Here is a 19,949-nt window from a genome sequence, read left to right as displayed (position 1 = left end):
GTTGAAGTCATGGGCCGGGGTGATTTTCACCGCGCCGGCGCCCTGCTCCGGGTCCGCGTGTTCGTCCGTGACGATGGGAATTTCGACATCCGCGATCGGCAGGCGCACCTTTTTGCCGACCAGATCCTTGTAGCGCTCGTCATCCGGGTGAACGGCGACGCCGGTATCGCCCAGCATGGTCTCGGGGCGCGTGGTGGCGACCAGGATATAGTCGCGCGTCTCCCACTCGGTCGGCTTGCCGTCCTCGTCATGGGCGATGGGGAATTCATAGGTCGAGCCATCAGCCAGCGGATAGGCGAAATGCCAGAAATGGCCGTCGATTTCCTTGTTCTCGACTTCGAGGTCGGAGATGGCGGTCTGGAAGTGCGGATCCCAGTTCACCAGCCGCTTGTCGCGGTAGATCAGGCCCTGTTCGTGCAGTTCCACGAACACTTTCAGGACGGCGGCGGAAAGCCCCTCGTCCAGCGTGAATCGTTCGCGGCTCCAGTCGCAGGACGCGCCGAGGCGGCGCAGCTGGCGAAGGATGGAGCCGCCGGACTGGCCCTTCCATTTCCAGACGCGCTCAATGAAGGCTTCGCGGCCCATGTCGCGGCGGGAAATATTGCCCTCGGCCGCGAGCTGACGCTCCACCACCATCTGGGTGGCGATGCCGGCGTGGTCGGTGCCCGGCTGCCAGAGGACGCGCTTGCCAAGCATGCGCTGATAGCGGACCAGCGAATCCTGAAGCGTGTTGTTCAGGGCGTGCCCGATATGCAGAGAGCCGGTGACGTTGGGCGGCGGGATGACGATGCAGAAGGTTTCCGCATCGGGATCGTCCTTGGGCTGGAAGGCGCCGGAGTCCTCCCACTCATCGTACCAGCGGCTTTCCGCCGCCTGCGGATCGAAAGTCTTGTCGAGCATGGGCCTCTGATGACCGGAAATTGCGCCTGAAGGCGACATGAAAAAGGGTTCGCGGGGCTATAGCAACGCCCCGCGCCACAGGCCAAGCATTCGGGTAAGCCTGAAATCGCGCGGAAATTACCGCCGGCGGGCGATGCGCTCGATTTCTTCCTCGACCTTCGCCTCGACAATGCGGGGCAGGTTCTCGTCCAGCCAGCTTTTGAGCATGGGCTTGAGAAGTTCGCGCACCAGCGCTTCCAGCGTCTGGTCGTCATCGCCCATGCGCAGGCCCGCGCTGAGCCTGGCGAACGCGCCGGCGGAGGCCGTCGCCGCGCCATCACCAACAAGACCGCTGGCGGACGGGGCGTCTTCCGCCCATTCGCGCGCCGCGGCCGGTTGAGGCTGCGGCTCCGGCTCATGGCGAATCTCGGAGCGCGGTTCGGGCTCGGGGTCCATCGCGACGACGTCTTCCATCGGACGCGGCTCCGGCTCGGGCTCGGATTCCGGCTCGGGCGGCGGGGCCGCCGCTTCGGGCTCGTCCTCGACCGGTTCGGTCAGCTCCAGAACGTCCTCGTCCTCAGCTTCTTCGGGCTCAGGCTCGGGTTCGGGCGCAGGGGCGGCTTCGGCCTGCGGCTCTTCCGCCGCCTGCGCGCCATCCTCGTCGTCCTCAGAAATGATCCGGCGAATGGAGGACAGGATTTCCTCCATCGTGGGTTCTTTTTCAGCCTCGGCCATGGCTATCCCCGATTCGTTCTATGTTTACAGGCTAATGGCGGGTTCGCCTTTATGTCCAGCAAAGCCTTACGGTTCGATTGACGTCGAGACCAGACGGCGTTTCGTGTCGTTGAAATCCGCGTCGGGGTCGAATTCGGCAATCGGCAGTTCAAGATAATCCGCAGTCAGCAGGCCCATGGCGGAAAGCAGCCGGTGGGCGGCGACATATTGCTGCTGGCGCGCCTGAGCCAGACGGATCTGGGCGTTGCGCAACTGAAGTTCGGTATCCAGCACTTCAAACGTGGAGCGGAGGCCGTAATCGACTTCCTCCTGAATGCCTTCCAGCGCCTCTTCGGCGGCGGCGGTGGCGTCCTCGCTGGTCACCACGATATCGCGCGCGGCGCGCCACTGGCTCCAGGCGGAGGTCACTTCCTCCAGAATGATGCGCTCGCCCCGCTTCACGCGGAGGCGGTCGCGATTGACCTGATACTTGGCGGCGCGGATCTGGGACCGCTCGAAACCGCCGGAAAAAATCGGGATCTCCAGCCGGGCCGTCAGAGAGGCGGCTTCTTCCTCGTCGCCGGCGAAGTTCAGGTTTTCGCGGCGGCTGAGCGTGCCGTTGAGGGTGATGCGGGGCTTGATGTCCGAGCGCGCCACGTCAACGCCGTGCACGGAGGCTTCCTCGACATAGCGGATCGAGACCAGCTCGGGGTTCCAGGCGATCGCCGTCTGCTGCGCCTGATCCTCGCTCTCCGGCATGGGCGGCAATTCGGGCAGCGGCTCCAGCGACATGGGCGGGAAACCGAACACGTTTTCATAGCTGGCGCGGGCGGCCTGGAAATCCGCCTGGGCGCTGGAAAGATTGGCGCGGGCGATGGAGTAGCGGGACCGCGCCTGCGCGACATCGGTGCGGGTGACCTCCCCCACGTCGAAGCGCGCCTCCGTGTCGTCCACCTGGGCGGCCAGCGCGCGCACGCTCTCGCGGCGGATCTCGACCACTTCCGCGCTGGTCATGACCGTGGTGTAGGCCCGGACGCCATTGAAAATCACGTCCTGGGTTTCGGCGTAGAGGCTGTAGCGCGCCGACTGGATGGAAGCCTTCGCCTGACGCATGGAGGCCGGGGCGCGGCCGCCCGTATAAAGCGGCTGGCCAAAATTCAACTGGGCAACGGTCGGCTCCAGCTCGTCATCGGAAGCGAAGATCGAACCGGACTCGTTGGTCTTGCGGTATCCGTAGGAGGCGCTGGCCGAAACCTGCGGCATCTTGTTGGAGCGCGCCTGCGCGTAATTCTCGTTGACGATGCGCAGATTGGCGCGCGCCGCCAGAATGCTCGGATTGCTGGAATAGGCGTGCGCCAGCACTTCGCGAAGCTCGTCGGCGCTGGCCGGAGAGACCGCGAAAACGCAGGCCAGTGATATGGCGGCGGCGCGTAGCTTCACCGAGTTTCCTCCCAAAAATCCCCTTGGCCCGCGGGCTGCGTACAAGTCCCGGGCCAGTCCGGCAAGCGCGCCGGTCAATCGAAATCAGAAAACGAACGAGGGTTCCGGCTCGAATCCGGGCAGAAGCGGCGGTTGCGCATCGAACAGCTCGCGCCGGCCCACGGCGCCGCCATCGCGGCGATACAGAACCGCGCGGCCCGCCCCGTTGACCATTTCGAACACGCCCAGACGCCCCCCGTCAGAGAGCTGGTCGAACCAGGAACGCGACGGCGCGGCGACCGCCCCGTCGACCAGAATCAGGTCGAACGGCCCCTGGTCCGGCGCGCCGTTCTTGATGTCGCCTTCAATCACCACGGCGTTGTCGGCGCCGATATGATCCAGACTGGCGCTGGATTTCTCCAGCATCGCCGTATCGGGCTCCACGCCCACGACCGTTTCCACGAGGCTGGCCAGCACGGCGCAGCTATAGCCCCGGCCAGAGGCCAGATTGAGCGCAATATCTGTCTTGCGCGGCTCCATGGCCTGAAGCAATTTCGCGAAATCGCGCGGCCGCAGCAGCCAGCGGCCCTCGGTCAGCTCCACATGGGAATCCGAATAGGCTTGCGCCCGTTTGGCCTTGGGCAGGAACAGCTCGCGCGGGATGTCCCGCATCGCCTGAACGAGGCCGCCCATCGTGACGTCGCTGGTCCGCACCTGGCCTTCGACCATATGGCGCCGCATGGCTGAGTAATCTGTCATCCGCTTTTTTCGTCTCTGCCTGTCCGCATTCCAATACTGTTCTCGCGGCGGCTTATATCCCGCCGCTGCATCCAACCGCAACGCATGCGCGGCGCCTCATTGCGCGGGGCGCCGCGCTTGGCTATAGCGTGTCGCCTTCACACCACATGCGACAGGGGCGCCGTGGCGGAGTGGTGACGCAGAGGACTGCAAATCCTTGCACCCCGGTTCGATTCCGGGCGGCGCCTCCATCCCCTTCCCGCACTCAGAAATAGTCCAGCGGAATCGTGATTCGGCGCACGCCGGTCTCATCCGGCTCCGGCGGCTGACCGCCGCGCACATTCAGCTGCACCGATGGCAGCATCAGCCGGGGCAGACCCAGCGTGGCGTCGCGCGCCTCCCGCATTTCCACGAACTCGTCCTCGCTCACCCCGTCACGGGCGTGAATATTCTTCCGCCGCTCCTCGGCCACCGAAGTCTCCGCGCGGGGGTCGCGGTTCGCGGCGGCGCCATAATCATGACAGACGAAAATCCGGGTCTCGGCGGGAAGCGTATCCAGCAGCTTGCGAATCGAGCGGTACAGCGTGCGCGCGTCCCCGCCCGGAAAATCACAGCGCGCCGTGCCCATGTCCGGCTGGAAGATGGTGTCGCCGACAAAGGCGGCGTCCCCGATCACATAGGTTCCGCAAGCCGGAGTGTGGCCGGGCGTGGCGATATAGCGCGCCTCGAGTCCCCCAAGGGCGAATGTCTCGCCATCCGCGAAAAAATGATCGAAGCCCTCGCGCCCCGGCAGCACGATCTTTTCGTAGCCGAAGGCGTCACGGAACGCGGCGCGGACTTCATCGATCCGCCGGCCGACGGCGATCTTGCCGCCCAGCCGCTTCCTGACCGCCGGCGCGCCGGAGATGTGATCAGCATGGACATGGGTTTCCAGAATCCATTCGACCGTCAGGCCCTGCTGTTCCACCCAGTCGCAGATGCGATCCGCGAAATTCGTGCAGGTGCGGCCGGTCACCGTGTCGAAATCCAGCACCGCATCGATCACGGCCGCCGTCTGGGAGCCGGGATCGGAGACGACATAGGCGAATGTGCCCGAGTCCGCGTGGTAAAAAGATTCAACGCAAGGCGCGGCGGTCACGCGCGGCCCTCCCCGCTTACGCCGGCCCTCGCCAGCTCATCATCCAGAGAGCCCGTGATGCGCACCCAGAGCATCCGGTAGTCGCTGATCAGCGACCAGAGCGGGTGCGTGAAGGTCGCCGGTTTGTTGCGCTCTATGAAGGCGTGACTGATCCAGGCGAAGAAATACCCCGAAACGGGAACCAGAATCAGCGCCCACCAGGTGCGCGTCGCCAGGGCCAGCAGCAGCAGGCCGATGGCGAGGACCGATCCGGCATAGTGCAGAACCCGCGTTTCGGGACGCGCGTGCTCCCGCAGATAATGCGGCCAGAAATCGCGATAGGTCTGGTAGCGTTCGGACATGGGGCCTCGCTTTTCGTCGATAGCGAAGGGAAGATAACCACTCTCCGCCCCGTCCTCCATAGGCGCGGCCAGATGGGCGCGCGCCGCGTTAACCTTTCGTTAAGCATAATTCGTCATAAACGGGATCGTCTTCTCTTGAAGACACCCCACCATTCACCCATACGCCTAACAGGGAGCCAGTGAGAAACCGGCTCCCTTCTTTTTCTCAGCGCTTTGCTGCGAGAAGGGCCTTGCACCCGGCGCGCGCCCCTTGCTATGAGGCGCGCCTTCCGCGAGAGATACGCGGATACAGGGCTTCTGATCCCCGGTAGCTCAGTTGGTAGAGCAAGTGACTGTTAATCACTGGGTCGCTGGTTCGAGTCCGGCCCGGGGAGCCATTCAGGGAAAAGCCGGCCGCCGCCATTGCGGGGCCGGCTTTTTTCTTGTCTGAAGCGCGCCCTATTCCGGCGGAGAAGCCGTGGTCGTGTGGCCGCCGTCCAGAACATATTTCCACGCGCCATCGGGCTGCCGCCGCCAGACCGATATATATTTGCCGCGGACAATGCGCGGCTCTTCGTCTGCCTGCGGCATGCTCAGGGTCCAGCGGCCCCAGGTGAAGCCCAGATCGCCGCTTTCCGATACTTCAGCGCGCGCCGGCTCCCAGACCAGCGAGACGCCCTCCCCGGCGCCCGCAAAGGATTCGCCGATCGCCTCCGGTCCGGTAATCGGCTCCCAAAGGCTCTCGCGGAGGATTTCGGCGTCCGGGGCGGCGTATTCTTCAAAGGCCGCGGCCAGTCCCGCCGTCTGCGCGCGGTCAGAGAACGCCTTGTCCGTTTCCATAAGGCCCGGCGCGTTCGCCCCAAGCGCGGCTGACGCCCCTGAAAGCGCCAGCGCCATCGCAATCATTCCTGAAATCTTCATCCTGCCTGGCTCCCCGCCCTGATCGTTCCTGCCCCTATTCTAGGCCGGGAAAGCGATTGCCGCGCATCGATTCTCCATCCCTGTCCCAGATTTAACGGAATGAACATTTCTTACCGGTTTCGCCACGCCGTCCCGATGTGTGTTTTTAACTGTAAAATCCGCAATCTGCCTGCTTTTGCGCCACTGTAAGGGACAGGGACGGACAGGGCTGCCGGCATACGCAGGCGGTGCGGTTGATTTAACTTTTTCGATATTTTAGCCCCCTAAGAGGGCTTTTTGCAGATCAATCACTTAAGAGGCGAAAGCATGGCGCTTATTCCTGGCACAACCGGTATCGACCGGATCCAAGGCACAGCAAACCCGGACGTCATTTATGGCGGCTCCGGTCCTGACGAAATCTTCGGCAATGGCGGCGCGGACCTGATCTATGGTCAGTCCGGCGCTGACAACATCTATGGCGGCGAAGGCAACGACACCATCTATGGTGGCGGCGCTGGCGACCTGCTGTGGGGTCAAAGCGGTTCCGACGTGATCTATGGCGGCGCTGGCCGTGACTTCATCGATGGCGGCGCGGGCACCGACACGCTGGTCGGCGGCAATGGCGCGGATATCATCTTCGGCTCGGCCGGCGATGACGTGATCGTGGGCGGCAACGCCTCCGACCGTCTGCTCGGCGAAGCTGGCAATGACACCTTCGTGTTCAATGGCGCGGACGGCGCGGACATCGTGTTCGGCGGCGACGGCACGGACCTGGCGACCTTCGCCGGCTCCACCTCCGGCGGCTATGTCTTCGTGATCAACGCCAATGGCTCCGCGACCGCGACCCCGTCCCTGGGCGGCCGCATCGCGATGTTCGATGTTGAAATCATTGCCGGCTCAACGGGCAACGACTTCTTCTTCGGCAACACCGGCGACGACACGTTCTACGGCATTGCGGGCTCCGACACGATCTATGGCGGCGGCGGCAACGACCTTCTGGTCGGCGCGACCGGCTCCGACACGATCAACGGCAATGGCGGCAATGACGTGCTGTACGGCCTGTCAGGCTCCGACCTGATCTATGGCGGCGGCGGCAACGACACCGTCTTTGGCGGCACCGGCGGCGACACCGTTTACGGCAATGGCGGCAACGACGTGCTGTATGGCGGCTCCGGCTCTGACAACCTGGCCGGCAACACCGGCAACGACGTCATCTATGGCGGCTCCGGCGCTGACAGCATCTTCGGCGACGGCGCCCCGGGTCAATCCGGCGCTGACACGCTGTTCGGCGGCGCCGGCGGCGACGCCATCAATGGCGGCGCTGGCAACGACGTCATCTATGGCGGTCTGGGCGCTGACCTGCTGACCGGCGGCGATGACGCCGACACCTTCGTCTACACCTCCGCGGCCGAATCCAATGGCCCGGTCCTGGTGTCCGCTGACCTGATCAGCGCGTTCGACGAAGATGAAGACACGGTCGACCTGTCCGCGATCGACGCCGACGACAACACGTCAGGCGATCAGGCCTTCACCGTCGTGACGGCCTTCACCGGCACGTCCGGCGAGCTGGTCATCTCTGTCACCGGCGCGTCCACCTGGACGATCTTCGGCGACACGAATGGCGACGGCATTGCCGACCTGACGATCGGCGGCTCCGGTGAGATCATCACCGCCGGCAACATCGTTCTGTAAGCCCCCGCATCTTACGGAACTTTTGGAAGGGCCCTTCTTCGGAAGGGCCCTTTCTTTTTCTGCCTCTGAAAAATTTATTTTGATCAGCTTTCGATTTATTTGCTGGCGCAATCCCGAAACTAGGCGTAATGGAATTCGCAAGAAGCGACTTTCCAAATATGCAAAGGGGATTCTCAAGTGGCGCTCATTCCTGGCACAACCGGCATTGACCGGATTCAAGGCACCTCCAACCCGGACGTCATCTATGGCGGCTCCGGCCCGGACGAAATCTTCGGCAATGGCGGCTCTGACCTGATCTACGGTCAGGCTGGCGCCGACAACATCTATGGCGGCGACGGCAACGACTCCATCTATGGCGGCGCTGCTGGCGACCTGCTGTGGGGCGAAGACGGCTCCGATTTCATCGGCGGCGGTTCGGGCCGTGACTACATCAATGGCGGCGCGGGTTCCGACACGCTGTATGGCGGCGCGGGCGCCGACATCATCTTTGGCGGCGGCGGCGCTGACTTCATCTATGGTGGCGCGGCCTCTGACCGTCTGCTAGGCGACGGCGGCAACGACACCTTCCTGTTCGTTGGCGGCGACGGCGCGGACATCGTGTTCGGCGGCGACGGCGTGGACACGGCAAACTTCTCGCTGTCCGCGACGGGCGGCTATGTCTTCGTGATCAACGCCAATGGCTCCGCGACGGCGACCCCGACGATCGGCGGCCGCATCGCGTTCTTCGACGTTGAAGTCTTCATCGGTTCTTCCGGCAACGACTTCTTCTTCGGCAACACCGGCGATGACATCTTCTACGGCGTGTCCGGCTCCGACGTCATCTATGGCGGCCTGGGCAACGACCTTCTGGTCGGCGCCACCGGTTCCGACACCGTGTTCGGCGGCGGCGGCAACGATCTGATCTATGGCCTGACCGGCTCCGACCTGATCTATGCCGGCGGCGGCGCTGATACAGTGTTTGGCGGCTCCGGCTTCGATACGATCTTTGGCCAGGGCGGCGACGACCTGCTTTACGGCAATACCACCAATGACGACCTGTATGGCGGCGCTGGAGATGACTCGCTGTTTGGCGGCTCCGGTTTCGACAGCCTGTACGGGCAGACCGGCAATGACGTTCTGTTCGGCGGCACAGGGGTCCGGGACAACCTGTTTGGCGGCGCCGGCAATGACCGTCTTTATGGCGGCATGGGCCGGGACGTGATGAATGGCGGCGATGACGCCGACACCTTTGTCTATCTCAGCGCGGCTGAATCAAACGGCCCCGTTCTCACCGCCGCGGACCTGATTACCGGTTTTGACGAAGATGAGGACACGATCGATCTTTCCGCGATCGACGCTGACGACTTCACCGCGGGCGATCAGGCTTTCACAATCGTCACGGCCTTCACCGCGGGCGGCGCGTCCTCCGCGGGTGAGTTGGTCATCTCTGTCACCGGCGTGTCCACCTGGACCATCTTCGGCGACACGAATGGCGACGGCATCGCCGACCTGACGATCGGCGGCACGGGTGAAATCATCCTGGCCGGTAATATCGTTCTGTAAGCCCCCGCATCTTACGGAACTTTTGGAAGGGCCCTCCAGCTGGAGGGCCCTTCTTTTATGTCTCATTAATTTTTGTAGTGGCGCATGTTCGCGTTTCAGCATAATATTGAGCTGTTAAAAGCCAAAATTCAGTCTGAATCCAAGGGATCTTCCTGTGGCGCTCATTCCTGGCACGACCGGCAATGACCGGATCCAAGACACAGCGAACCCTGCCGTCATTTATGGCGGCTCCGGCCCGGACGAGATTTTTGGCAATGGCAGCGCGGACCGGATCTATGGTCAGTCCGGCGCGGACAATATCTATGGCGTCGCCGCGGGCGACCTGCTGTGGGCCGAGGATAGTTCCATATTCGACGCTGGCGACAATGATGTAATCATCTCCGGCGCGTCGACCTGGACCATCCTCGCGGACACCAATGGCGATACAATCACGGACCTGACCATCTTTGGCTTGGCGGGTGAAATTCCGAACGCCGGCAATATCGTTCTGTAAGCCCCCGCATCTTACGGAACTTGTTGAAGGGCCTCTCTTTCGAGAGGCCCTTTTTCATTTTGGATCAGAGCGCCGTATCGCTTTGAGAATCGACCATCGAGCCGGCGTCGGCCTGTCGCCGCCACATGGCGGCGTAGCGGCCGCCCCGCCCGATCAGTTCGGCGTGGGTTCCGCTTTCGACCAGCGCCCCCTCATCCAGGACATAAATCCGGTCCGCGCCGGCAATCGTGGACAGGCGATGCGCCACCGCGATTGTCGTGCGTCCGCGCGAGGCCTCGGAAAGGGCCGCCTGCACGTCCTTTTCCGTTTCAGAGTCCAGAGACGCCGTCGCCTCGTCCAGCACCAGGATGGCGGGGTCGCGGAGGATAACCCGCGCCACGCCCACCCGCTGCTTCTCGCCGCCGGACAGTTTCAGGCCGCGTTCGCCAACGCGCGTTCCCAGCCCGTCGGGAAGGCGGCGCAGGAATTCGCCCAGCTGGGCGCGCTCCAGCGCCCGCACGATTGCGGCGTCATCGGCTTCCGGATTGGCGTAGGCGACATTCGCGCGCAGCGTATCGTTGAACAGCACCACTTCCTGCGGCACCAGGCCGAGCCGGGAGCGCAGGGATTCCTGCGTGACGTCGCGTATATCCTGACCGTCGATGACGATGCGGCCGCTGGACGGGTCGTAAAAGCGGAACAGCAAGCGCAGCAGCGTGGATTTGCCAGAGCCGGAAGCGCCCGCAAGACCGATAAAGGCGCCGGGCGAGGCCTCCATATCCACGCCCTGCACGCCGGAGCTTCGGCCGTCATGGGTGAATGTCACGCCCTCAAACGCGACGCGGCCTTGCGGAACGGTCAGGGGCCGGGCGTCTTCACGATCGGCGACATCGGGCTGTAAATTCAGCACGCCGAACATGCGCTCCATGTCCACGGCGGATTGTTTGATCTCACGATAGGCCCAGCCGAGGACGTTCAGGGGCGCGTAGATGTTCATCAGGATCATAACCACCGCGGCCACGTCACCGGGCTGCAGCCGACCCTGAATGGCGAACCAGCCAGCCAGCAGCGCCATCGCCGCGAGACCCAGATTCATGACGATGGCCTGCGCGCCGTTCAGAACGCCGAGCGAGGCCTGGGTCTTCGCCGCCGCGTCCGCGTACACGCGCATGGTGCCGTCGAAGCGTTCTGCTTCCCGCCGTTCGGCCGCGAAGGCTTTCACAGTCTCGAAATTGACGAAGGAATCGACGGCCTGTCCGCTGGCCTCGTTATCCGCATCGTTCATCACGCGGCGCAGGCGCACCCGCCATTCCGTCATCGAAAAGGTGACGGCGGCATAGGCGCCAACGGTCGCCACGGCGACGACGGCAAAACCCCAGTGATAGCGGATCGCCAGAACGCCCGCGGCCAGCGCCAGCTCCACCAGGGTCGGCGCGATATTGAAAACCAGAAAGCGGATCAGGAAATCGATGGCCCGGGCGCCGCGATCAATGATGCGGTTGAGCGCCCCGGTGCGCTTGGTCTGGTGGAAGCGCAAGGACAGGCTGTGGACATGGCCGAACGTGCGCACCGCCATGATGCGCTGGGCGTCCTGGCTGACGCGGGCGAAGAACATGTCGCGCGCCTGCGGCAGGCCGACCCCGGCCCAGCGGGAGACCGCATAGGCGCCGATGGCCAGCGCAAACCCGCCAAAGGCGGCGGCCGCCGCGCCGTCCGATATGCTGTTGATCGCATTTCCGAAGAAGACCGGCGAAGCCACGGTGAACAGCTTGGCCACCACGGTCAGAGCCAGCGCCAGCGCCATCAGCGGACGCCAGCGGCGCATCTCGTCAGACAGCAGGATCTCCGTGAGCCGGCGCATGGCCAGACCCACGCCGCCTTCGGCGGAGGGGATGTCGGTATCGCTGGAGGGGGCGTGTCCGTGAGCCATGCGTTCCCTTAAATGGGGCGCATGGCCTGCGGCGCCACCCCGTTATTCGCCGGAATCTTCGTCCCCTTCCGGAACGTCGAACACCTGTCCCGGGTAGATCAGATCCGGATCGCGGATCTGCTGGGCGTTGGCGTCATAGATCACCGTGTAGCGCAGGCCCTCGCCATAAACGTCCCGGGCAATGCGCCACAGGCTGTTTCCGGGCTGGACCACCACGCGGTCGCCCGAGCGGTTGATGTCCTCCTGCGAGGCCCGTTCGAACGGCAGGACGATAATCGCGGTGACATTGCCGTCGGCGTCCAGCTGCTCGATCTGCAGATCATAGACGCCCGGCGGCAGGGAAACGTCCGCCGACAGGCTCCACTGGCCGTTTTCGTTCACTTCGGCCGTGCCCAGCTCCGCCTCATTGGCCAGCACGCGGACCGTCGTGCCCGGCTCGGCCTGTCCGGCGAAGATCACCTGCCCGCCAGCGCCGTAGTCCACGGTCTGGAGGTGCAACTCCCCGGCCCCGGCCTGGGAAAGCGGGCCTTGCAGCACGCGGCTGGCCTCGCCCGGCTCGCCCAGCACGATCAGCGGCGCGCCGCCGGCTTCCGGCACGGATATCACGACCGTCTGTTCAGACTGCACGGCGACTCCCTCGGGGGTCGTGGCGACCAGTGAAAGCTCCGCAGAGCCCGGCTGCAGCGGTTCGGTCAGGGTCAGCACCCACTCGCCGTTCTGGTCGGCGCGCGCCTCGGCAATTGTCTCGCCGTCGCGCAGCAGGGAAATAACCGAGCCCGGCTCCGCCCGGCCCGCGGCCACTGTCACGCCATTGGCGTCGACGCGCACTATGTCGAACGTCGGTGGGGGATAGTCGCCCGGCTCCGCCTGCTGCTCCGCCGGGGCCTCGCTCAATTGCGGCGCGGGGGCGTCCCCGCCACGGGGATAGAGAAAGAACACCGCCGCGGCGATGGCGGCGAGGATGATGATGGCGGATATGACAACGCGCATGGCGGACCTCCCGAGTGCGGGTTTTCATTCAGCCGCTGCGCTCGAAAGCGCAAGGCGGCGCGGCTATGGTTTGCACTCAAGGATGAATCTTGGCGCTCCAACCGCCCGTGGCAATGATCAAAGGAAAATGAGATGGCCGAATTGAGGTCGGTTTGCGTCTATTGTGGCTCTTCGAACACGGTGGACGAGGCCTATTTCCGGCTTTCGCGGGAGCTGGGCGCGGAAATCGCTGGCCGCGGCATCCGCATGGTCTATGGCGGCGGCCAGGTGGGCCTGATGGGCGCGTCCGCCCACGCCGCGCACGAGGCCGGGGGCGAGGTTCTGGGGGTCATCCCGCGCTTCCTGACCGAGCGCGAAGGCGTCTATACGGCCATCGAACACCGGGTCGTGGAGACCATGCACGAGCGCAAGCAGATGATGTTCGACGAGTCGGACGCCTTCATCGTGCTGCCCGGCGGCATCGGCACGCTGGAGGAAGTGATCGAGACGCTGAGCTGGATCCGGCTGGGTCTTCACCGCAAGCCGGTCGCCTTCCTGTCGGAAAATGACTACTGGGCGCCGCTGCTGACGCTGCTGGATCATCAGGTGGAGGAGAATTTCACCCCGCCGGAATTCCGCGAGATCATCCTGCATGCCGGCAACGCGAAAGAGGCGCTCGACATGGTGATACAGAGCGCCCGCGATTTTGGCCTGCTGGCGGGGAAGATCCCGGTCTAGACTTTCTTGCCCTTCAAGCGCGCCGCCGCCTTCTCCCGCCCGATCAGCGCCAGCACAGGGCCCATCTCCGGCCCCTGCGCCTGCCCCAGGAGCGCCTTACGCAGCGGCATGAAGAGGTCGCGGCCCTTGCGGCCCGTCGCCTCTTTCACCGCATTTGTCCAGTCGCCCCAACTTGAATCGTCGAGCGTCCCGGGCAGCAGTTTGGCGGCCTCTTCCGCGAAGCCGGCATCCTCGATCTCCGGCGTCACGGGGCCGTCGATGATGTACTGCCAGGTTTTCATGTCGTTCAGCGTCTCGACATTGGCGCGCACCGCGTTCCACAGCGGCTCGCCGCCGGTGACGCCGAGCGCCTCCAGCCGGTCTTTCACCTCCGCATAGGGCGTTTCGTGCAGGATGCGGGCATTGATGTGGCGCAGCTCGGCCGGGTCGAAGCGCGCCGGGGCGCGGCCGATCTTCTCGAACGAGAATTCCTTGATGAGCGCGTCCATCGTCATGCGCGGCTCTACCGGGTCGGAGGTGCCCAGCTTGGCGAGCAGGGAATTGATCGCCATCGCCTCGATCCCCTCATCCCGCAGTTCGGAGACCGCCAGCGTGCCGAGACGCTTGGAGAGCTTGGAGCCGTCGGCCCCGACCAGAAGCGGGGTGTGGGCGTAGTTCGGGACTTCTGCGCCTAGCGCGCGGAAAATCTCCGCCTGCGCGGCGGAATTGGTCACGTGATCCTCGCCCCGGATGACGTGCGTTACCTTCAGCTCGATATCGTCCACGACGCTGGGGAGCGTATAGAGATAAGTGCCGTCGGCGCGGATCAGGACGGGGTCTGAGAGCGAGGCCGTGTCGATGGTCTGATGGCCGCGCACCTGGTCTTCCCACTCCACAGTTTCCTGGCTCAGCTTGAAGCGCCAGTGCGGCTTGCGGCCCTCGGCCTCCAGCTTCTCGCGGTCGGCGCCGGTGAGCTTCAGGGCGGAGCGGTCATAGACAGGCGGCAGGCCCTGCGCCCGGCGCAGCTTGCGCTGGCGGTCCAGCTCCTCGCCCGTCTCATAGGCCGGGTAAAGCAGGCCAGCGGCCTTCAACGCTTCGGCGGCGGCGTCATAGCGCGCGAAGCGGTCCGACTGGTTTTCCTTGGAATCCCACTGCATGCCCAGCCAGGCGAGGTCCCTCTCGATCCCCGCCTCATATTCTTTAGTCGAACGCTCCGTATCGGTGTCGTCGATGCGCAGCAGGAAATGACCGCCCTGCCCCTTGGCGAACAGATAGTTCTGCAGGGCCGTGCGGACATTGCCGACATGGATCTTGCCGGTGGGGCTGGGCGCGAAACGGACAACGACGCTCATTTGAATGCACTTCCATCGTAATCGGTGATAAACATCATTGCTATATCGTGAGAGCTTATTGCCCTATCTCGATGCCCCAATTCTTTCCTCATCGCAGATGCGATACTCGCTAAATGATCCAAATTTGAACGAACAAACTCTAGAGAGTCTTTTGCCTCACTCTGCCTTTTTTCAATTTTATGAATAAAGTTCATATATTTGGCGTGCTCATCGATCACATCCTTAGATGCAAACATTAAAGACTGCCTACTAAAGTTTTGCATATTTTGAACTATAGACAATATCTTGGCATCAGATGTTGCTCGTGCCTTTCTTTCTTTTGCGCTCTCAAAACCAAAAAGCCTAGTAACGTTCGGAACATAATCAGAATATAATTCTGATTTTCTGTTATTTAAGTTATCTTCAAGTTTTTTGCGCTTATCAAGTTCATTTCTGTATAGAACGAATAAGCCGGAAAGGAGCGCAGCCAAAACCGGAGCAGATGCAGCAAGGACAGAAACCCAATTCATAAACTTCAAACTTCCGGAATTTCTGGATCGGGCTTGTCCCGATACTTGTTGGTGATGGGGTAGCGGCGGTCGCGGCCGAAAATCTTGGTTCCGATCTTGATGCCCGGCGCGGCCTGTCGGCGCTTGTACTCGGCGATATAGAGAAGATGCTCGACCTTGCGGACCGTCTCCGCGTCATAGCCCCGGGCGACAATGTCGTCCACGTCCTCTTCCCGCTCCACAAGGCTGTAGAGGATATCGTCCAGCACCTCGTAGGGCGGCAGGGAATCCTCGTCCTTCTGGTCGGGGCGCAGTTCGGCCGTCGGGGGTTTGTCGATAATGGCTTCGGGGATGACCTCCCCTTCATTGCCCTTGGCGCCGCGAGGCAGGGCCGTATTGCGCCAGCGGGCCAGCTTGAAAACCTCGGTCTTGTAGAGGTCCTTCAACACGTTGAAGCCGCCGCACATATCGCCATACAGCGTGGCGTAACCGACCGCGACCTCCGACTTGTTCCCTGTGGTCAGGACCATCTTCCCGAACTTGTTGGACAGCGCCATGAGGAGCAGGCCGCGCAGGCGGGACTGGATGTTTTCCTCGGTCGTATCGCGCGAATGGTCGGCAAAGAACGGGTCCAGCATGTGATCGACCGTTTCGACCGCCGGATTGATCGGGATCGTGTCGAGCCGGCACCCCATCGCCTGCGCCGCCTCGGCGGCGTCATCCAGGCTGGCCTGGGAGGTGAATTTCGACGGCATCATCACGCAATGCACGCGGTCCGGCCCCAGCGCGTCCACCGCCACTGCGGCGGAGATGGCCGAGTCTATGCCGCCCGAGAGGCCGATCAGCACGCCGGGAAAGCCGTTCTTGTCGATATAGTCGGAGAGGCCCAGCATCATGGCGCGCCATTCCGCCTCCTCGCCTTCCGATGGCGTGGCGACGCGCGCGGACTCGCAGGTCCAGGCCTCGCCCTTTCGCGTCCATGTGGCGAGGTCGAAATCTTCCTCGAAATTATTGAGGATCTGGACGAATTCCCCCTCCCCGTTCAGGGAGAAAGAGCCGCCGTCGAAGACCAGCTCATCCTGACCGCCAATCTGGTTCACATAGATGATGGGCAGGCCCGCGGCCTCAAGCCGGTCGCAGATCGCCTCCTTGCGCTCCAGCGTGATGGTGCGGCGCCAGGGCGAGCCATTGGGGGAAAAGAGCAGCGTCGCGCCGCGCTCTTTCAGCGTGCGCGCCACGCCTTCGACCCAGAGGTCTTCGCAGATCGGCGCGCCGACAAGATGGCCGCGAAATTCAAACGGTTCGGGCGACGGGCCTTCATCGAAGACGCGTTCCTCGTCGAAGATGCCGTAATTGGGCAGGCGCACCTTGAAATGCATGCCGGCGATATCCCCGGCATCGGCCAGGATCGCGGCGTTATGCAGCTTGTCGCCGCGCCGCCAGGGCGTTCCGAACAGGGTCGCGGGTCCGCCATCGCCGGTCTCGCTGACCAGCAGTTTCGCGTAGGCCTCGCACTCCGCCACCGCGCTGGGCTTCTGGACGAGATCTTCCGGCGGATAGCCCAGCAGCGTCATCTCCGGGAACACCACGATGTCTGCGCCGGCCTCCGCCGCGCGCTTGCGGGCGGCGCGGATGCGGGCGGCGTTTCCGGCGATATCGCCCACGACCGAATTGGTCTGGGCGGAGGCGATTTTCAGGCTGTCGCTCATGATGGGTGAGTTAGCCGTCCCGCCCCCGTCCCACAAGGGCGCGCATGACCGCATGGCGCTTGCCGAGGACAGCGTAACTCCTAACTATGCAGATCGCGCCGCGCGACCGAGCGGCCCGCCCATTCAGGAGACGCCGTCCATGGCCACGCCGCCCGCCGATATCAACTACACGTTTTCGGACGGCGAGATCGCCATGCTGCGCGCCTATGGGGAAGTGCGCGCGCATGCCGAAGGCGAAGCCGTGATCAAGGAGGGCGAGCGCGCCATTGATTGCATGGTGGTGCTGTCCGGACAGCTGGACGTGCATATCCATGAGCATGGCGCCGCGCGCCGCGTGGGCTGGATGACGCCGGGCCAGTTTCCCGGCGATATGTCCGTGCTGACCGGTCAGACGGTGATCGCGACGGGAACCATGGCCAAGGCGGGAGACGTCCTGCACATCCCGCGCGAGAACTTCCAGCGCCTGCTGGTCGAAAACTCCGTCCTGTCCGATATTTTTGTGCGCGCCTTCGCCGCGCGGCGTGAATGGGCGCGGGAATCGGGCAATGCCGCCATCGTGGTCATCGGCGCGCGCTATGACCGCGACGTCTTCGCGATACGCGATTTGTTGCAGCGGCACAGCCTCGCCCATGTCTGGCTGGATAGCGATTCCGACCCGCTGGCCGCCAGCGTGATGGAGGCGCGCGGCCTGACCCGCGCCGATTGTCCTGCCGTCCTGCATGGATCGTCGGGCATCCTGCGCAAACCCGATATCGCCGCGCTTAGCGAATTCTTCGGGCTGGACCTGCTTCCGGACGGCGCCTGCGCGGACGTGATTGTGGTGGGCGCGGGGCCCGGCGGACTGGCCGCCTCGGTCTATGCCGCGTCGGAGGGCCTGTCCGTGCTTACGCTGGATACCGACGGCCCGGGCGGTCAGGCGGGCACGTCCTCCAAGATCGAGAATTATCTGGGCTTCCCGACCGGCGTTTCCGGGCGCGAGCTGGCCGAGCGGGCCTCGCTTCAGGCGCAGAAATTCGGTGCGCGCATCGCGTCCACCGCCAAGGCCGCGGCGCTGGAAAAACTTGACGATAATTACTGTCTGAGACTGGCGGACGGGCGGGCGCTGAAAGCGCGCGCGGTGATCATTGCCACGGGGGCGCAATATCGCCGCCTGGGGGTTGATAATCTGGAGCGGTTCGAGGGGCGCGGAATTTATTATGGCGCCACGCCGATGGAGGCGCAGCTCTGCGCCGGCGCGGAGGTCGCCATTGTCGGCGCGGGTAATTCCGCCGGTCAGGGCGCGGTCTATCTCTCTAACCACGCCAGCAAGGTTCACGTCCTGTATCGCCGCGCGGATATTCGCGAGACCATGTCGGAATATCTGGTGCGGCGGCTGGAGGAGACGCCGAACATCGTGCTGCACCCGGAAACCGAAATTGGCGCGCTGAACGGCGTGGACGGGGCGGACATGGAGGACGACCGTCTGGTCGGCATCGAAACACGGACCGGCGGGCGGCCCGGAGCCGCCCTGGAGACGCCCTTCGTCTTCCTGTTTATCGGCGCGGCCCCGTTTACCGCCTGGCTGCCGGACGCGGTGGCGCGGGATGGCAAGGGCTTCCTGAAGACCGGATCCGATCTTGCCAATCTGGAACTGGTGCGCGCCGGCTGGTCGCTGGACCGGATGCCTTCACGCTATGAGACCAGCTGGCCGCGCGTCTATGCGGTCGGCGACGTGCGCACCGGGTCGGTCAAGCGCGTCGCCAGCGCGGTGGGCGAAGGGTCCGTCGTGGTCAGCGACGTGCACAAGGCGCTGCACGCCGGACCTGCCGCCTAGCCTTTCAGCGCCTTTTCAAAGGCGTCGCAGACAAAGTGCGCCTGCGCGTCCGACAGATAGGCGTGCATCGGCAGGGAAATCACCTGATCGGCCAGCGCCTCGCACACCGGCAGGCCGTCCGAGGACGGAAATTCGCTGAAGGCCGGCATCTTGTGCAGCGGGTTCATGTAATAGATCGCCGTTGGCACGCCCTGCTCCTGCATCCGCGCGCGCACGCCGTCACGGTCCTTTTCCACCGCCACCGTGAACAGGCCATAGCCGCTTTCGGTGTTGTCGGGGCGCGCCTGCAGGCGGCAGAGACCCTTCAGGCGGCTTTCATAAATCGCGGCGATTTCCTTCCGGCGCGTCAGCTCGTCGTCAAAGATGGTGAGCTTTTCGGCGACAATGGCGCACTGGATGGAATCCAGCCGGCCATTGATGCCGACCCGGACGGAATCCTTCCGGTCGGAGCCGGTGCCGTGCCAGCGGATGGAGCGCAGCATGTCCGCCATCTCCGGATCGTCGCAGAGCACGGCTCCGCCATCGCCATATCCGCCCAGCGCCTTGGAGGGATAGAAGCTGGTCGCCGTCACCGGCGCGATCGAGCCGACCCATCTATTACCCTGCTTGCCGCCAAAGCTCTGCGCGGCGTCGGCCAGAACCTGGATATTATTGGCCTCGGCGATTTCCATGATCGCGGGATAGTCGGCGGGCGTACCGAACAAATCGACCGGGATCACCGCGCGCGGCCGCAGGTTCCGGCGCTTCTTGATGTCCTCGATCCGCTTGGCGAAATTTTCCGGGTCCATGTTGAACGTATCGGGATCGACATCGACAAAGACCGGCGTGGCTGAGGCCAGCAGCACGGCGTTGGCCGTAGCGTTATAGGTGAAGGCCGGCAGGAAGACCGCGTCGCCATGGCCCAGCCCCATCGCGATCAGCGGCATGACCAGCGCCTGCGTGCCGGAGCCGACAGCCACTGCGTCCTTGGCGCCGGTATGCTTGGCCAGCGCGGCTTCCAGCTCAGCCACTTCCGGGCCGTTGATGTACTGGCCGTGGTCCAGAATGTTGGAAAAGCGCTGTTCGATACGCGTGCGCAGGCGCGCCTGTTGCGCCTGCAGGTCGAAGAAATTGATGGGCGGCAGCGTGCCGGAATCGCCGGTTTGTCGGTCCATGGG

At 63.9% G+C, this 19,949-nt stretch carries 18 protein-coding genes and 2 tRNA genes; 7 read left to right on the top strand and 13 right to left on the bottom strand.

From position 1 onward, the window contains the following. The 4 genes from H2040_RS09725 to H2040_RS09710 form a co-directional block, all read right to left on the bottom strand. A partial coding sequence (locus tag H2040_RS09725; protein ID WP_287157092.1) for a class I tRNA ligase family protein occupies positions 1 to 900 on the bottom strand: 900 nt, incomplete at its 3' end. Positions 901 to 1,017: 117 nt separating this feature from the next. Beyond that, the gene (locus H2040_RS09720; RefSeq protein ID WP_287157091.1) at positions 1,018 to 1,614 is read right to left on the bottom strand and encodes a DUF2497 domain-containing protein; all 597 of its coding nucleotides are present in this window, start codon (positions 1,612 to 1,614) and stop codon (positions 1,018 to 1,020) included. Positions 1,615 to 1,680: 66 nt separating this feature from the next. Beyond that, on the bottom strand, positions 1,681 to 3,033 hold the full coding sequence (locus tag H2040_RS09715) for a TolC family outer membrane protein (protein ID WP_287157090.1): 1,353 nt from the start codon (positions 3,031 to 3,033) through the stop codon (positions 1,681 to 1,683). Positions 3,034 to 3,117: 84 nt separating this feature from the next. Next, positions 3,118 to 3,753, bottom strand: coding sequence for a protein-L-isoaspartate O-methyltransferase family protein (locus tag H2040_RS09710; protein ID WP_287157089.1), 636 nt, complete (start codon positions 3,751 to 3,753; stop codon positions 3,118 to 3,120). A 174-nt stretch (positions 3,754 to 3,927) separates the two neighbouring features. Between H2040_RS09710 and H2040_RS09705 the strand changes: the two genes are divergently transcribed. Then, a tRNA-Cys gene (locus H2040_RS09705) sits at positions 3,928 to 4,001 on the top strand. 14 nt (positions 4,002 to 4,015) lie between these two features. Here H2040_RS09705 and H2040_RS09700 read toward each other — a convergent pair. Together H2040_RS09700 and H2040_RS09695 are read right to left on the bottom strand one after the other, a co-directional pair. Next, a complete protein-coding gene (locus tag H2040_RS09700; RefSeq protein WP_287157088.1) occupies positions 4,016 to 4,888 on the bottom strand; it encodes an MBL fold metallo-hydrolase in 873 nt (290 codons plus the stop codon). Further along, complete coding sequence (locus H2040_RS09695) at positions 4,885 to 5,229, bottom strand: Mpo1-like protein (protein ID WP_287157087.1); 345 nt, start codon at positions 5,227 to 5,229, stop codon at positions 4,885 to 4,887. Before H2040_RS09695 ends, H2040_RS09700 begins: the two co-directional genes overlap by 4 nt. A 301-nt stretch (positions 5,230 to 5,530) precedes the next feature. Between H2040_RS09695 and H2040_RS09690 the strand changes: the two genes are divergently transcribed. Continuing rightward, positions 5,531 to 5,606 (top strand) — tRNA-Asn (locus H2040_RS09690). A gap of 61 nt (positions 5,607 to 5,667) precedes the next feature. Here the strand turns inward: H2040_RS09690 and H2040_RS09685 are convergent. After that, entirely contained in the window at positions 5,668 to 6,129 is a 462-nt protein-coding gene (locus H2040_RS09685) for a YybH family protein (RefSeq protein WP_287157086.1), read from the bottom strand. Between the two features lie 306 nt (positions 6,130 to 6,435). Between H2040_RS09685 and H2040_RS09680 the strand changes: the two genes are divergently transcribed. The 3 genes from H2040_RS09680 (at position 6,436) to H2040_RS09670 (ending at position 9,835) form a co-directional block, all read left to right on the top strand. Then, positions 6,436 to 7,800: a calcium-binding protein gene (locus H2040_RS09680; RefSeq protein WP_287157085.1), complete on the top strand. Its 1,365-nt coding sequence runs from the start codon at positions 6,436 to 6,438 to the stop codon at positions 7,798 to 7,800. A gap of 177 nt (positions 7,801 to 7,977) precedes the next feature. Further along, positions 7,978 to 9,342: a calcium-binding protein gene (locus H2040_RS09675; protein WP_287157084.1), complete on the top strand. Its 1,365-nt coding sequence runs from the start codon at positions 7,978 to 7,980 to the stop codon at positions 9,340 to 9,342. Between the two features lie 154 nt (positions 9,343 to 9,496). After that, entirely contained in the window at positions 9,497 to 9,835 is a 339-nt protein-coding gene (locus tag H2040_RS09670) for a calcium-binding protein (protein ID WP_287157083.1), read from the top strand. Between the two features lie 64 nt (positions 9,836 to 9,899). Here the strand turns inward: H2040_RS09670 and H2040_RS09665 are convergent, their stop codons facing one another. Together H2040_RS09665 and H2040_RS09660 are read right to left on the bottom strand one after the other, a co-directional pair. Beyond that, positions 9,900 to 11,744 carry an ABCB family ABC transporter ATP-binding protein/permease gene (locus H2040_RS09665; protein WP_287157081.1) on the bottom strand — a complete coding sequence of 615 codons (1,845 nt, stop codon included), beginning with the start codon at positions 11,742 to 11,744 and terminating at the stop codon, positions 9,900 to 9,902. Between the two features lie 42 nt (positions 11,745 to 11,786). Next, on the bottom strand, positions 11,787 to 12,734 hold the full coding sequence (locus H2040_RS09660) for a LysM peptidoglycan-binding domain-containing protein (protein WP_287157079.1): 948 nt from the start codon (positions 12,732 to 12,734) through the stop codon (positions 11,787 to 11,789). A 132-nt stretch (positions 12,735 to 12,866) separates the two neighbouring features. Between H2040_RS09660 and H2040_RS09655 the strand changes: the two genes are divergently transcribed. After that, entirely contained in the window at positions 12,867 to 13,451 is a 585-nt protein-coding gene (locus tag H2040_RS09655) for an LOG family protein (RefSeq protein WP_022697983.1), read from the top strand. Here H2040_RS09655 and gltX read toward each other — a convergent pair. Genes gltX through H2040_RS09640 form a run of 3 tightly spaced genes read right to left on the bottom strand, consistent with a single transcriptional unit; the run spans position 13,448 to position 16,979 of the window. Continuing rightward, positions 13,448 to 14,782 carry a glutamate--tRNA ligase gene (gltX, locus tag H2040_RS09650; protein ID WP_287157077.1) on the bottom strand — a complete coding sequence of 445 codons (1,335 nt, stop codon included), beginning with the start codon at positions 14,780 to 14,782 and terminating at the stop codon, positions 13,448 to 13,450. The genes H2040_RS09655 and gltX overlap by 4 nt on opposite strands. Then, complete coding sequence (locus tag H2040_RS09645; protein WP_287157075.1) at positions 14,779 to 15,291, bottom strand: hypothetical protein; 513 nt, start codon at positions 15,289 to 15,291, stop codon at positions 14,779 to 14,781. The genes gltX and H2040_RS09645 overlap by 4 nt, the downstream gene beginning before the upstream one ends. Positions 15,292 to 15,296: 5 nt before the next feature. Next, entirely contained in the window at positions 15,297 to 16,979 is a 1,683-nt protein-coding gene (locus H2040_RS09640) for an NAD+ synthase (RefSeq protein WP_287157072.1), read from the bottom strand. Here H2040_RS09640 and H2040_RS09635 point away from each other — a divergent pair. Then, complete coding sequence (locus tag H2040_RS09635; protein ID WP_287157070.1) at positions 16,978 to 18,792, top strand: FAD-dependent oxidoreductase; 1,815 nt, start codon at positions 16,978 to 16,980, stop codon at positions 18,790 to 18,792. The two genes, H2040_RS09640 and H2040_RS09635, sit on opposite strands and share 2 nt — an antisense overlap. Here H2040_RS09635 and H2040_RS09630 read toward each other — a convergent pair. Beyond that, positions 18,789 to 19,946 (bottom strand): DegT/DnrJ/EryC1/StrS family aminotransferase, encoded by a 1,158-nt coding sequence (locus tag H2040_RS09630; RefSeq protein ID WP_287157068.1) that lies wholly within the window; start codon positions 19,944 to 19,946, stop codon positions 18,789 to 18,791. The genes H2040_RS09635 and H2040_RS09630 overlap by 4 nt on opposite strands. Positions 19,947 to 19,949: the final 3 nt, after the last annotated feature.

Origin of the sequence: Euryhalocaulis sp., from assembly GCF_013911995.1 — a bacterium.
Classification (GTDB): domain Bacteria; phylum Pseudomonadota; class Alphaproteobacteria; order Caulobacterales; family Maricaulaceae; genus Euryhalocaulis; species Euryhalocaulis caribicus.
This window is presented reverse-complemented; position numbering and strand designations above follow the sequence as displayed.